Raw genomic sequence first — 13,596 nt, 5'->3', positions numbered from 1 at the left:
GCATCGCATTACCTACCACTCTGGTGGATCAGGTACAGTGGTGCTCGCACCGCCCAGTGAGAGCTGAGCGGCAGCAATGCGGACGTGGCTCAGTTGGTAGAGCATCACCTTGCCAAGGTGAGGGTCGCGAGTTCGAATCTCGTCGTCCGCTCAGGGAGTACGAAGGCCCCGGTTCTCAGGAACCGGGGCCTTTGTCGTGCCCCCGGAGACTGTGAAGGGCCCCACACGGCGGTGTGTCACGAGCACCCCCGGCCTTGGGTATAGTTAGCAGCGCGCTACGGCGCATGCGGACGTGGCTCAGTTGGTAGAGCATCACCTTGCCAAGGTGAGGGTCGCGAGTTCGAATCTCGTCGTCCGCTCCATGAAGAAAGCCCCCGGTCGAATCGACCGGGGGCTTTCTCGTTCCCTAGGACCAGGCGTTCCCGGTCAGCAACTCGTACGCCTCGATGTACTTGGCGCGGGTCGCGTCCACGACCTCCTGCGGGAGCGCCGGCGGCGGCTCCTCGCTCTTGCGGTCCCAGCCGGAGGCCGGCGAGGTCAGCCAGTTCCGCACGAACTGCTTGTCGTACGAGGGCTGGGCACGGCCCGGCTGCCACTGGTCGGCCGGCCAGAAGCGCGAGGAGTCCGGGGTGAGGACCTCGTCGGCGAGGACGAGCGTCCCGCCCTCGAAGCCGAACTCGAACTTGGTGTCGGCCAGGATGATGCCCCGGTCGCGCGCGATGTCCCGGGCCCGGCCGTACACGGCGAGGGTCGTCTGGCGCAGCAGCGCGGCCGTCTCGGCGCCGACCTGACGGGCGACCTCCTCGTACGACACGTTCTCGTCGTGGTCGCCGACCGCGGCCTTGGTGGCCGGGGTGAAGATCGGGGCGGGCAGCTCGGAGCCGTCGGTCAGCCCCTCGGGGAGCGCGAGGCCGCAGACGGTGCGGGACTCGTCGTACTCGAGCAGGCCGGAGCCGGTGAGGTAGCCGCGGGCGACGCACTCGACCGGGACCATGTCCAGCGACGTGCAGATCAGCGTGCGGCCCGCCCAGTCGGCGGGGGCACCGGCCGGCAGCTCGGTCGACAGGACGTGGTTGGGCACGAGGTCGATGAGCTTGTCGAACCACCACAGGGAGAGCTGGGTGAGGACCCGGCCCTTGTCGGGGATCTCGGTGGGCAGCACCCAGTCGTAGGCCGACATGCGGTCGCTCGCCACCATGACGAGCTCACCCGCCTCGTTCCGGTACAGGTCGCGAACCTTGCCCGTGTGGAGATGGGTCAGGCCCGGGACCTGGACGGGCTCGGGCTTTTCTACGAATCCGGACACGGTTCCTCCGCGTAGGTTGATCCAGGGAACGTGTCCGATTCTCTCGCACAGCGGACCGGATCCGGCCCACGGGCCCTGTGACCCCCCGCTCAGTCCCTCTTTCCCGGTCCGTTTCCGGATCCGGTCAGTCCCTTTTACAGATGCGGTCGAGGAGGTTCGCGGTGGCGCGCTGGACCCGGGCGTCGACATGGCCGGGGCGGTCGAGCGCCGGCGACCAGGCGAACGTGCCCGACGCGAAGACCCAGGCGCCTGACGGGGCCCGGTAGAGACTCGTCTCCTGGTGCCGGACGGCGCCTTCGCTGTCCCGGTACGGCGAGTGGGAGAGCAGGATCCGGCCCTGGTGCTCCGGCAGCGCCGTACGCGGGAAGTACCGGTCGGCCTCGCCCGCGACCAGGCCCGGGAGCTCGTCGCCGTCGCCCGCGCCGGTGGCCTCCCAGAGCCAGTGCCCGGCGTTGCGCACGACCAGGGGGTGCGGTTCGGGCACCCGGCCCGCGTACTGGATGCCGAGGAGCTGCTGCTCCGCCCGGTCGACCTCCCGCCACAGGGCCGACCGGCCGGGGCCGCGCCGCTTGCGGCAGGTGAGGAGGCGGTCCGGCACCCCGGACGGCGACGGGCCCAGCTCCACCTGCCAGTACATGGTGTTGGCGGAGAGGAACACGAGCGAGGTGCCCTGGTCGCGGGCGAGCTCGGCGGTCCTGCGCATCGGCGCCGACCAGTACTCGTCGTGGCCCGGGAAGACCAGACCCCGGTAGCGGCTCGGGTCGACCCGGCCGGCGTGCAGGTCGCGGGTCTCCGCGTAGGCGAGGTCGTAGCCGTAGCGCTCGGCCCAGCGGATGAAGTCGTAGGCGTGGCCGACGTGCAGGGGCAGGCCCGCGCCCGCGTACGGGCGGTCGAAGGAGACCGTCACGGCCGCCTCCTCCTCGCCGAGCAGCCGGCCCTCCTCGTCCCAGGCGTGGTAGAGGCTGGCGCCGGTGTGGCCGTCCTCCGGGTACAGGTTGTACGCCTGCCAGGTCACGTCCGGGAGGACGAGGAGCAGATCCGCCGGGTGGTTGTCGCGGACCGTGAACGGGATGTGCGAGCGGTAGCCGTCGGCGGTGGTGAGGACGGCGACGTACGCGCCGATCGACCAGTACGAAGGGACCTGGAGCCGCCAGGACTGCCACCAGTGGTGGCAGGAGACCGTGCGGTCGGCGGTGAGCGGGGCCGGCTGGACGATCCCGGAGAGACGCGGGCTCGTGGTGATCTTCGCGGCGCCGTCGCCGCCGTAGTGCCCGATCCGGTAGACGTCGACCGAGAACTGCTGCGGCGGGTCCACCGTGATGTGGAAGTCGATCGACTCGCCCGGCGCCACGGCCCCGCCGGACGCGAAGCCCTTGATCTGCCGCCGGACGTCGTCGGCCGTCCGCGGGCCGCCGCTGCCGCCCCGGGCCAGGATCTCGTCCGCGTACCAGGGGACCATCTGCCCGGTGTCGTCGAAGTAGTTCTCCGAGCCGCGCAGCCAGGGCAGCGGGCCCTGGCCGAAGGGATCGGAGACGGCGTGCGCGAGCGCGCCCGACTCCCACCGTCTGATCTGCTCCGCCCCCATGTGCGCCCCTCCCTCGACTCCCCCGGGTCGGCCGGTCAGTGCCTGTGATTCGTTGCCTGTGATTCGTTGCCTGTGGTGCGTGCCTCTGTCAGTGACGGTCTCCAGCACATCACATAACGCACGCACTCCGTCACCGTTCGTCGTGAATTGACGAGAGTGGAAGCAGGGGCTCCGGTCCCAACCGGTTCCGCGGGCTCTCAGACCAGGCGTACGGGCTTCTCCGGGCGCACCCCTGTGAGCGTGAGCCAGGCCCGCAGGGGCTCCGGGTCGCCGTCCTCGACGAGCGCGAGGACCCGGGGACCGAGGTCCGCCGCGCGCTCGCCGCCGACGAGCAGGGTGGGCCCGTCGAGCCAGTCCAGGCCCGGAGCGGCCTCGGCGGTGTCGACGGCCGCACAGCAGACCATCGCGGTCACGTGGTCGGCGAGCAGGTCGCGCCCGGTACGGGGCGGCTGGAGCGGGAACAGCGGCAGGGGCCCGTCGGGGCCGCTGACCGCCACGTGCGGAGCGGTCGTCCGGCCCTTCTCGGCCGTACGGGCGGGTTTCCGGCTCTTGTCGGCGGCGCGGGCGGTCTCGGCCGCCGCCACGACCCGGGCCTCCCGGGCCGCCTCCTCCCGCGCGAGGAGCGCGCTGAGCGCTCCGGCGAGCGCGTCGGCGGCGGGGTTGCCCGGCTGATCGTCCTCGTCGTCGTGGCCGGCGTCGCGCGTGTCTTCGTACGTGTCGTCGTGGGCGTCTTCGTGGGCGGCGCCGTGCTCGTCGCCATGCTCGGCGTCGTGTCCGTCGTCGCTGCCCACGGGGACCGGCCCCTTGGGGGACGGCGTCGTGGGGGACGGCGTCGTCAGGTGGGCCATCACCTGGGTCAGGGTCGGGCCGGCCGCGTCGGCGGCCCGGTCGCCGGAGGCCGCGGCCACGCCCAGGCCGTCGAGGACCTGGTGCAGGCGGGCCGCGTCGGTGCGCCACTTCCGGTCGACGACCTCCTCCGGGTACTGGCTCCACTCCACCGGGGCCCAGTCGGGGCCGGGCTCGGCGGGGCCGCCGTGGAAGAGGCGGGCGGCGAGCAGCGAGGTGGCCTCGTCGACGGCGCCGGGCTCCTCCAGGAGGTCGCAGGCGGGACGCTCGCCGAGCCGGGAGGAGAAGCTCTCCGCGAGCCGGTCGCGGCGGGAGAGCTCGGTCAGCGCGGAGACCACGCCCGCGTCGAGCTTGGCGGGCCAGCGGCCCATGCGCCAGGCGGGCAGCGCGACCCGGGTGAGCAGACGGTCCCAGCCCGCGTAGGCCAGGCCGACCTGCTCCTGGGCGACGATCCGTACGCCGTAGTCCACGGCCTGGGCGCGCTCCGAGCCGGCGGCGGCGACCCCGCGCTCCATCTCGGCGGCGTGCCCGCGGCAGGCGTGCAGCAGCACGCGGGCGACCTGACCGACACCGTGCGCGCCGAGGCGGCGGAGCGGGTCGAGGCGGGAGTCCAGGGGCACGGCGACGGCGGCGTCCAGACCGCGGATGAAACGGCGGGCCGCGGCTATGTCGGGGTGGGCGGCCGGTCCCGTACCGGCGACGACCGGGGCGAGGACCGCCCGCAGCTCGCCGACGCGCATCCACCACAGGAAGGGCGAGCCTATGACCAGGACCGGGGCGCCGTCGCCGCTGGTCGTGCGGTGGAGGCGGTGCGCCCGGTGCGTGCGGTCCTCCAGCCAGCTGTCGCAGTCCGGAGTGAGGGCTATCGCGGCGGGCGGCGGGACGCCGAGCCGGTCGGCCAGGTCGCGGACGAGCCGGTACAGATCGGGGGCGGCGGTCTCGGCGAGCTCCACCGTCGGTGTGGCCGCCGGACGGGCCCGGGCCACCACGAGGGCGACGGCGGCGGCGGCGAGGAGGACGAGCACGGCGAGGACGGTCACGACCCAGCGGGCCGTGTCCCAGGCCGCTCCGGTGAAGTGGCCGGTGACCCCGCCCGCGTACAGGACGACGGCGACCGCCGCGGGCAGCACCGCGAGGCCCAGCGCCCTGCCGCGGACGCGGAGGACGGCGAGGGCCCGGGAGCGCGCGGCGCGCGCACCCCACTCCTCGCCGACAACGGAACCGGTACCGGACACGCCGTTCATCACCCCCTCCTGTCCTCGACGGGACTGCCTGTGGCGGTGTTGCTCACTCCCCCACTGTGGCACCCGCCACTGACATCGCAATGCCGGTGGGCCAAGTGCCGGAATGCCTTCGCCGCACCCTAGTTGGGGCATGGGCGGGAGTCATCCGTATGGCCGAGCCGTCACTCGATGGAATGGCTTTGGGTAAAGGTGATGGCGCAGTTGTGGCCGTGTGGTTCACAGCTTCCGCACCACACGGCCACAAGAGGAATCACGAGGATTCAGGAGAAAACAAGCGATATCAGGCCTCGGCGGCCTTCCTCGCGATGTCCGTACGGTGCTGCGAACCGTCAAGGCGGATGCGGCCGACCGCCGCGTACGCCCGCTCGCGGGCCTGCGCCAGGTCCGTTCCGGTGGCGGTGACCGAGAGGACCCGGCCGCCCGCGCTGACGACCGCGTCGCCGTCCCGCCTCGTACCGGCGTGGAGCACGTACGCGTGCGGGGCGTCCTTCTCGGCGACCTCGTCCAGGCCCTCGATCGGGTCGCCCGTGCGCGGGGTCTCCGGGTAGTTGTGGGAGGCCACGACCACGGTGACGGCGGCCTCGTCGCTCCAGGCCAGCGGCGCCTGGTCGTCCAGGGTGCCGTTGGCGGAGTTCAGCAGGACACCCGCGAGCGGGGTCTTCAGACGGGCCAGCACGACCTGGGTCTCCGGGTCGCCGAAGCGCGCGTTGAACTCGATGACCCGTACGCCGCGGCCGGTGATCGCCAGACCCGCGTACAGCAGACCGGAGAACGGCGTTCCGCGGCGGCGCAGCTCGTCGACCGTCGGCTGCAGGACGGTCTCCAGGACCTCCTCGACCAGCTTCGGATCGGCCCAGGGCAGCGGCGAGTAGGCGCCCATGCCGCCGGTGTTCGGGCCCTCGTCGCCGTCGAGCGCGCGCTTGAAGTCCTGCGCGGGCTTCAGCGGAAGGACGGTCGTGCCGTCGGTGATCGCGAAGAGGGAGACCTCGGGGCCGTCGAGGTACTCCTCGATGACCACCCGGTCGCAGGCGAGCGCGTGGGCGCGGGCCCGCTCGACGTCGTCGGTGACGACGACGCCCTTTCCGGCGGCCAGGCCGTCGTCCTTCACCACGTACGGAGCACCGAAGGCGTCGAGCGCCTCGTCGATCTCGGCCGGGGTCGTGCAGACGTAGCTACGGGCGGTGGGGACCCCGGCGCCGGCCATGACGTCCTTGGCGAAGGCCTTGGAGCCCTCCAGCCGCGCCGCCTCACGCGACGGGCCGAAGACCGGGATGCCGGCCGCGCGGACGGCGTCGGCGACTCCGGCGACGAGCGGGGCCTCCGGGCCGACGACGACCAGGTCGGCGCCGAGCTCGGTGGCGAGCGCGGTCACGGCCGCGCCGTCCAGCTGGTCGACGGGGTGCAGCTCGGCGACCTCCGCGATTCCGGCGTTGCCGGGCGCGCAGTGCAGAGCGGTGACGTCGGGATCGAGGGAGAGAGAGCGGCACAGGGCGTGTTCGCGGGCGCCGCCGCCGATGACGAGGACCTTCACGCCTGCCAGAGTAGCCCGCGGGACGGGATGCCCCTTGTGCGGGCCACCGAGCGAGACGCCCCTACTCGTTCGTGTATTCCTCCACAACCGTGGCTCCCAGCTCGCGCACGATCAGGTCGTGCCCCGAGAGGGCGGAGTCGACGAGGTCCGGGTCGTCCTCCTCCGGGACGTCGTCCTCGGGGGCCACAGGCTGCGGAGCCGGGGGCGCGTACGCGGGCGCGGGAGCGGGCGGCGGCGCCTGCTGGAAGGCCGGGGCCGGAGCCGACTGCGCCTGTACGGGGGCGGGCGGCGGGGCCTGCTGGAAGGCGGGCGCGGGAGCGGCGGGACGACCGCCGAAGCCGCCGCCTCCCCCTCCTCCGCCGAAGCCTCCGGTACCTCCGGAGCCGCCGAAGCCGGTGGCGGCGGGCGGGGGCGTGGCGCCGCCCGAGGGGTCGATGATCGCCTCGATCTTCCAGTTCACGTTGAACTGCTCGGCGAGGGCCTGCTTGAGGACCTCCTCGCTGCCGCTGCTCGCGAAGTTGTCGCGGGCGCCGGCGTTGAGGAAGCCGAGCTGGAGCGTCGTGCCGTCGAAGCCGGCCACCTGGGCGTTCTGGCTGAGCAGGATCCAGGTGAAGCGGCGCCGGTTCTTCACGGCGTCGAGGATCTGCGGCCACAGGTTCCGCACCTGGGCGGTGTCCCCGCCGCTGGAGGCGGGCGCGGGCGCGGGGGCCTGCGGGGCGGGCTGCGCGTGTACGGGCGCGGGGGCCGGGGCGGCGGGCGCGGACGCGCCGGGCCAGGCGCCGGGCGCACCGCTGCCGGGGGTGGCGGCACCGGGCCACGCCCCGGGCCGGGCGGCGGCGGGAGCCTGCTGCTCGTGCACGGGGGCGGGGGCGGGGGCCTGCTGGACGGGGGCGGGCTGCTGGACGGGGGCGGGCTGCTGGACGGGGGCGGGCTGCTGGACGGGGGCGGGCTGCTGGACGGGGGCGTGCTGCTGCGCCGTGGCCGGCGGGAGCGGGGGCGGGGCCATCGGGGTGTGGGCCTCGGGCCCGGGCACGTACCCCATGGCCGGCGCCGGGGGCCCGGGAGTGAACACCGGAGCGGGCGCGGCGGCCGCGCCGCGCTCCAGCCGGTCGAGGCGCGCCTGGAGGGAACGCTCGTCGTCGAAGGCGGCGGGGAGCAGCACGCGCGCGCAGATCAGCTCCAGCTGGAGCCGGGGCGAGGTGGCGCCGCGCATCTCCGTCAGACCGGCGTTCACGAGATCGGCGGCCCGGCTGAGCTCGGCCGCACCGAACACCGACGCCTGCGCCTGCATGCGCTCGATGACGTCGACGGGGGCGTCGATGAGGCCCTTCTCGGCGGCGTCGGGGACGGCGGCGAGGATCACGAGATCCCGCAGCCGCTCCAGCAGATCGGCGACGAACCGACGGGGGTCGTTCCCGCCCTCGATGACGCGGTCGACGACCTCGAAGGCGGCGGCGCCGTCACCGGCCGCGAACGCGTCGACGACGGAGTCGAGCAGGGAGCCGTCCGTGTAGCCCAGAAGAGAGGTGGCCATGGCGTACGTCACACCGTCGTCGGCGGCGCCGGCGAGCAGCTGGTCCATCACGGACATCGAGTCACGCACGGAACCGGCGCCGGAGCGGACGACCAGCGGCAGCACGCCGTCCTCGACGGGAATCCCCTCCCGCCCGCACACCTCGCCGAGGTAGTCCCGGAGCGTCCCCGGCGGCACGAGCCGGAAGGGGTAGTGGTGGGTCCGCGACCGGATGGTCCCGATGACCTTCTCGGGCTCGGTCGTGGCGAAGATGAACTTGAGGTGCTCCGGCGGCTCCTCGACCACCTTCAGCAGGGCGTTGAAGCCCGCCGAGGTGACCATGTGGGCCTCGTCGATGATGTAGATCTTGTACCGGCTGGACGCGGGCCCGAAGAAGGCCTTCTCGCGCAGGTCACGGGCGTCGTCCACACCACCGTGCGAAGCGGCGTCGATCTCGATGACGTCGATGGACCCGGGCCCGTTCCGCGCGAGGTCGCGGCAGGACTGGCACTCGCCGCAGGGCGTCGGCGTGGGCCCCTGCTCACAGTTCAGACACCGCGCGAGGATGCGCGCGCTGGTCGTCTTGCCACACCCGCGGGGCCCGCTGAACAGGTACGCGTGATTGACCCGGTTGTTCCGCAGGGCCTGCTGCAACGGGTCGGTGACATGCTCCTGCCCGATGACCTCGGCGAAGGACTCGGGGCGATAGCGGCGGTACAGCGCGAGAGACGACACGTATACGAGGTTATAGGCGCCCACCGACAACCCGGGAAAAACGAGACGCCGGGGCGGGTGGACCCGGAGCGGGATCCGGGACGGGCCGGGGGCGGGCCGGGCACTGGGCCCGAGCGCAGAGTCCGAGCGCTGAGTCCGAGCACTGGGCTCGGGCACTGGGCTCGGGCACTGGGCCCGGGCGCTGAATCCGAGCGCTGGGCCCGGGGAACGCAAGCGCCCCCCACGCACCTGCCAGAGCCGACCTACCCTTGCTGCCTTCCGGCCCTGGGGGAGTTCAGTCAGATAGCACCGCGTGAGGGGCTCCGCCCAGAGTACCCGATGCCGGGACCCCTCCGACCCCCCGATGACGTCCCGAGGAACTCGTTACGGATCACGTTCGCGAGCACCCCTCAACGTCTTGTATTGTTTGCCGCGGAGGATTCGCCTAGTGGCCTAGGGCGCACGCTTGGAAAGCGTGTTGGGGGCAACCCCTCACGAGTTCGAATCTCGTATCCTCCGCCAGTGCCTCACCGGGCACGATGTCGAAGGGCCCCACCGTTCGCGGTGGGGCCCTTCGACGTATGCCGTGTGTGCCGTCCTTCTAGACGACGGGGCAGGGGCGGTACTCGAGGCTCAGCTCACGGTCGACGGCGTAGCTGGTGCGCATCGACGCGTCGATGACCTGCTGCCAGGAGCCGTACTTGGCGTACAGCTGATCCGCGGTGGGGCCGAGCGGGTTTCCGTACTTGGCGATGTTCCGCTCCTCCAGGACGCGGACCTCCTCCGGGGTCATGCCGGCGCGGGTGATCTCCTTGGCCTGGTTCCGCATGTCGACGAGCTCACGCGCGATCTCCTCGTCGGTGAAGCCCGCCGCGCGCATGTCGGCCTCCGTGCGGTGCATGTCCTCCAGGAGCCCGTGGTACCGCATCCGGGTCCGCTGGGCCTCGACCTTCTCGTCCATCGGCAGGACGCGGATCCGGCACACGACGGGGTCGGCACTGGGACAGGGGTCGTCGGCGGGGACGGGCGGGGCGAGCGGGGCCGTGATGACGGAACCACAGGCCTCCACGGCCCCGGCCGCGGCCGAACCGGCCGTACCGAGGAGGGCGACGGCGGCGACGAGGGGGACGAGGGCGCGGCGCACCAGGGAAACGGAAGGGGAAGGACGCATGCGCGCATCCTTGGGGACGGCACCGCACCCTTTCACGCAGGCGCACCGGCTGATCACTCCTACGAGCCCGAGGCCGCCGCGGCGCCGGCTACGGGCAGAAACCGATCAAGCCCTTCCCACCGACAAGCCCACTCCCCGGAAGTGGCCCGCAGGACTGAGTGGGGGCCCGGAGGGGTTCGTTCACTGGATCGGGGGGTGATCCGGCGGAGGGACGTTCCTGCTCGATCCTGTCTGTAGTGATGCCGATACTTTCTGTGATGACCAGTCGGCACATTCACTTCAACCAGGGGAAATCGATGAGGAAGTTGGCGGCAGCTGCGGTGGCTGCGGGGTTGTTCTTCGGAGGGATGGGGGTGGCCGCGGCCGACTCGCCGCACAAGTTGGTCCTACAGACGCCCGGCGCAGCGTTCGTCGGCACGCAGCAGTGGGAGCGCCCGAACAAGATCCCAAGCGGACTCCACGTGAAGGGACTCCTGCGTGACGATGCCGACAACGACGGCCACAACGTCTACCTGCGAGTGAAGGTAGCGGGTTATCCGTGGGGGGAGATCAGGGGTGTCCAGAAGAAGGACATCAAAATCGACAGGGTCTTCTCCGACGGTGCCGTCCTGAAGACCAACGAAGTTCGGCTGCAAGTATGCCTCGATCGTGGCGCCTTCCGGCCGGACAGCTGCTCGCCCGAGCGGCTGTTCGCTCGGCGATAGTCGATGGTTCTGGGAGCCGTCGACGCGCGGCTCCCATCCTCCAGGGAGCGCACCACGATGGATGTCATCCTCCGCGCCGAGGGCGTGGACCTCTTCTACGGCACCCAACAGGCTGTATTCGGTGCTGATTTCACGCTCAAGCGCGGCGAAGTGGCCGCCATCATGGGCAGCAGCGGCTCGGGCAAGTCGTCCCTGCTGTACTGCCTCGCCGGAGTCCTGCCGCCCTCCAGCGGCACGGTTACCTTCGACGGAGTGCAGCTCTCGTGCCTCCCCGACGGGGAACTCAGCGCATTGCGCCGAACGCGCCTGGGCTTCGTGTTCCAGTACGGGGAACTACTACCGGAGCTGACCGTCGAGGAGAACGCGGCGCTGCCTCTCAGGCTCGCCGGGATTAGCAAGGCCCATGCCCACGCCATGGCCGCCCAGGTTCTGGGGCGGCTAGGCATGGGGGATCTACTGCGGCGCAGGACGTCAAAGCTGTCGGGAGGCCAGAGTCAGCGCGTGGCAGTCGCGCGGGCCTTGGTCCACCGGCCGGACGTCGTGTTCGCAGACGAGCCGACCGGGGCGCTCGACAGCGCCAACGCAGCTGCGGTGCTAGATGAGTTCCTCCAATTGGCGCGGCGCCAGAAGACAGCCGTAGTCATCGTCACGCACGATTCAGACGTCGCCGCCAAGGCAGACACGCAGTACACGATGTCGGACGGCGTCCTGGCACAACGGGTGGCGGTGTGAGCACCTTCCTCCTAGGAATGCGCCTGTTATGGGTCAGCGGGCGAAGGGGACAGGTCCGCTTTCTCTTGATGACGCTTGGGTCCGCGCTCGGCGTGGCGTGCCTTGCAGCTGTGCTGACCATTCCCTCGATCCTGAGCGCTCACGACGCTCGCGCAGCGGCCCGTGAGCCGCGCCCTGGGGCGAGCAACATCGTCTACCGCGAGTTCAACGATCCGTACGGATCCCAGCCGCTTCATCGAGTCTTCGTCGCTCGGACACGGACCGGGCCGACGCCGGTACCACCAGGTATCGACAGGCTTCCAAGTGCCGGTGAGGCGGTCGTGTCACCGAGACTCGGCGAGATCCTGGCAGCCAATCCGCGAGCAGCAGGCCTTGTCCCCGGCCGCGTAGTGGGCACAATCGCCCCGGAGGGGCTGGGTGGCTCCGACGACCTGTACGCCTACATCGGAATCGCGCGAGCCCAACTGCCTGCCGCAGAGTCACTCGGCGGCTTCGGGATCGGCAAATCGTGGCGGCCGGTCGTCGATCCCTCGACCCTCAGCACCCTGCGGTTCACCCTCGGCTGCATCGTTCTACTCCCCCTCGTCACCTTTCTCTCCGTCTGTGCCCGGCTTTCCGGGGAATCCCGTGCGCGTCGACTCGCGGCGCTTCGGCTTGTCGGGCTCAGCGCCAAGGACACCCGGCGAGTCAATGCCGGGGAGAGCGTGATCGCCGCCGCGCTCGGCGCCCTGATCGGCATCGTGGCCTATCTCGGCATCAACGAGGCCATGGCGCGGGTCGGGCTGCCCGGACTGCACTGGTATCCGGCTGATGGGCGCCCCGAGGGAACGACCATCGCATTGTGTTTGCTCGGATGCCCGGCGCTCGCATGGGTCGTGGGGCAGTTCAGTGCACGGCAGGCCGCCCTGTCACCGATCAGTGTGCGGCGGACCGGGGAGAGCAAGCCTCCGAAGAAATTCGGCATGCTGCTTCTGGTCCCGGGGCTCGGGATCATCGTCGGGTACTGCGTTCTCAGCATCATGGGGCGGGATCCGTCCGGGGGATCAGCCAGCTCCCTGCTGGTCCCCGGTGCCGTGCTGTTGACCGGCGCTGGGCTCGTCTTCGGCTTGGCTCCCATCACCGCCTGGTTCGCACGGCAGCTGGCCGGCGTAACGAAGTCAGTGCCCGTCGCCTTGGCCCTGCGGCGTACAGAAGTCGACCCCGGGTCCTCTCTTCGGGTGGTCACGGGGCTCGTACTGCTCGTGTTCGGAGCTTCGCTCACGCAGGGGGTCCTGATCGAGTTGGACCAGGTCAGTCGGCGCACGGCTCCACTTCAGGAGTACGACATCCGTCTGAACGACGTATCGCAGGCCCAGCGCAAGGCGCTAGAAGGCGTTGCGGGCGTACGGACGGCGATCGTCTCGTACGGCTCCTGGGATCCCTTGGATGGGACCGATGTGACACACGCCGAAGTGGTGGCTGCAGATTGCGAACAGCTCACGGCGTACACCCAGCGAGCCACTGGCTGTCTGGACGGGCAGATCATGCAGCTGCACGACAACCGCACGGTGTCCGACTACGGCCCGAAGGCTGGTGAGACCTACCTCTTCGCGCTGAAAGACGGCCGGAAGGTCAGTCTCACCGTGCCACGCGAACAGATCAGCGTGCGTCCCTGGGACATCTCCGTCTTCGAGGCAGGCGCCCTACTCGTCCCCCCCTCCCTCCTCCCCCCCGACCTGGCGGACGCAGACGGCACCCTCACCCTCGTGAGTAGTGCCGATCCCGGCACCGTTCGTGCCGTGCTCGATGGGGTGGGGGCCGTGGCTCCTACCGCTTCCGTTGAGCCCGTCGGGATTGTCATCGACTCGCTCGCTCAGTTGACCGTCATCCGGAGTCTGCTCGTCGTGGGGATGGTGCTCGGGCTCGTCATCGGGGTTGCCGCGTTTGTCGTGTCCGTGGCCGATCGGGCCATGGAGCGGCGGGGGCAGGTCGCCGCGCTCGTCCTGTTGGGGGCTCGGGCCGGGACCTTGCGGGTGGTGCAGGTGGTGCAGGTGGTGTTGCCGTTGGTCGTGGGGCTCGGGGCCGCCATCGTCGCCGGGTGGCTCGCCGAGTCCAGTTACCTGATCACCGGGGGTGGCGCGGTGCACTGGGACTGGGAAGGGCTGCCCCTGCTGTTCGCCTGCGCTCTGGGGGTCGTCCTCGCCGCCGCCGTCGCGTCCGTTCCCATGGTGCGGCGGCACATCGATCCCGAGCACATTCGGCGGGACTGAC

9 protein-coding genes, 3 tRNA genes and 1 other RNA gene are annotated in these 13,596 nt (G+C 71.3%); 6 read left to right on the top strand and 7 right to left on the bottom strand.

The window, feature by feature from the left end:
- The first annotated feature begins 78 nt into the window (after positions 1 to 78).
- Together ACN9MM_RS20585 and ACN9MM_RS20580 are read left to right on the top strand one after the other, a co-directional pair.
- Positions 79 to 151: transfer RNA gene (locus tag ACN9MM_RS20585), tRNA-Gly, on the top strand.
- A 135-nt stretch (positions 152 to 286) separates the two neighbouring features.
- Positions 287 to 362, top strand: a tRNA-Gly gene (locus ACN9MM_RS20580).
- A 44-nt stretch (positions 363 to 406) separates the two neighbouring features.
- On the opposite strand, the gene ACN9MM_RS20575 is transcribed toward ACN9MM_RS20580, so the two are convergent.
- The 6 genes from ACN9MM_RS20575 to ffs all read right to left on the bottom strand — a co-directional run bounded on the left by ACN9MM_RS20575 (position 407) and on the right by ffs (position 9,065).
- Positions 407 to 1,306 (bottom strand): phosphoribosylaminoimidazolesuccinocarboxamide synthase, encoded by a 900-nt coding sequence (locus ACN9MM_RS20575; protein WP_426364983.1) that lies wholly within the window; start codon positions 1,304 to 1,306, stop codon positions 407 to 409.
- Positions 1,307 to 1,430: 124 nt separating this feature from the next.
- Positions 1,431 to 2,891, bottom strand: coding sequence for a N,N-dimethylformamidase beta subunit family domain-containing protein (locus ACN9MM_RS20570; protein WP_426364982.1), 1,461 nt, complete (start codon positions 2,889 to 2,891; stop codon positions 1,431 to 1,433).
- 197 nt (positions 2,892 to 3,088) lie between these two features.
- Positions 3,089 to 4,981: a hypothetical protein gene (locus ACN9MM_RS20565; RefSeq protein WP_426364981.1), complete on the bottom strand. Its 1,893-nt coding sequence runs from the start codon at positions 4,979 to 4,981 to the stop codon at positions 3,089 to 3,091.
- Positions 4,982 to 5,261: 280 nt separating this feature from the next.
- A complete protein-coding gene (gene purD, locus ACN9MM_RS20560; RefSeq protein WP_426364980.1) occupies positions 5,262 to 6,512 on the bottom strand; it encodes a phosphoribosylamine--glycine ligase in 1,251 nt (416 codons plus the stop codon).
- Between the two features lie 61 nt (positions 6,513 to 6,573).
- Positions 6,574 to 8,760 (bottom strand): DNA polymerase III subunit gamma and tau, encoded by a 2,187-nt coding sequence (locus ACN9MM_RS20555; protein WP_426364979.1) that lies wholly within the window; start codon positions 8,758 to 8,760, stop codon positions 6,574 to 6,576.
- 206 nt (positions 8,761 to 8,966) lie between these two features.
- An RNA gene (gene ffs, locus ACN9MM_RS20550) (signal recognition particle sRNA small type) lies at positions 8,967 to 9,065 on the bottom strand.
- A 108-nt stretch (positions 9,066 to 9,173) separates the two neighbouring features.
- Here ffs and ACN9MM_RS20545 point away from each other — a divergent pair.
- Positions 9,174 to 9,261: transfer RNA gene (locus ACN9MM_RS20545), tRNA-Ser, on the top strand.
- Between the two features lie 79 nt (positions 9,262 to 9,340).
- On the opposite strand, the gene ACN9MM_RS20540 is transcribed toward ACN9MM_RS20545, so the two are convergent.
- Entirely contained in the window at positions 9,341 to 9,910 is a 570-nt protein-coding gene (locus ACN9MM_RS20540; RefSeq protein ID WP_426364978.1) for a hypothetical protein, read from the bottom strand.
- Between the two features lie 257 nt (positions 9,911 to 10,167).
- Here ACN9MM_RS20540 and ACN9MM_RS20535 point away from each other — a divergent pair, with 257 nt between their 5' ends.
- The 3 genes from ACN9MM_RS20535 to ACN9MM_RS20525 are packed head-to-tail and all read left to right on the top strand — an operon-like array spanning position 10,168 to position 13,595.
- A complete protein-coding gene (locus ACN9MM_RS20535) occupies positions 10,168 to 10,614 on the top strand; it encodes a hypothetical protein (RefSeq protein WP_426364977.1) in 447 nt (148 codons plus the stop codon).
- A gap of 57 nt (positions 10,615 to 10,671) precedes the next feature.
- Positions 10,672 to 11,346, top strand: a complete 675-nt coding sequence (locus tag ACN9MM_RS20530; RefSeq protein WP_426364976.1) for an ABC transporter ATP-binding protein — start codon at positions 10,672 to 10,674, stop codon at positions 11,344 to 11,346.
- Positions 11,343 to 13,595: an FtsX-like permease family protein gene (locus tag ACN9MM_RS20525; protein WP_426364975.1), complete on the top strand. Its 2,253-nt coding sequence runs from the start codon at positions 11,343 to 11,345 to the stop codon at positions 13,593 to 13,595. The genes ACN9MM_RS20530 and ACN9MM_RS20525 overlap by 4 nt, the downstream gene beginning before the upstream one ends.
- The last annotated feature ends 1 nt before the right edge of the window (position 13,596 follow it).

This window comes from Streptomyces sp. E-08 (assembly GCF_049913095.1).
Taxonomy (GTDB): domain Bacteria; phylum Actinomycetota; class Actinomycetes; order Streptomycetales; family Streptomycetaceae; genus Streptomyces.
Note: the sequence above shows the minus strand (reverse complement) of the source record. Positions and strands in the feature narration are given on the sequence as shown.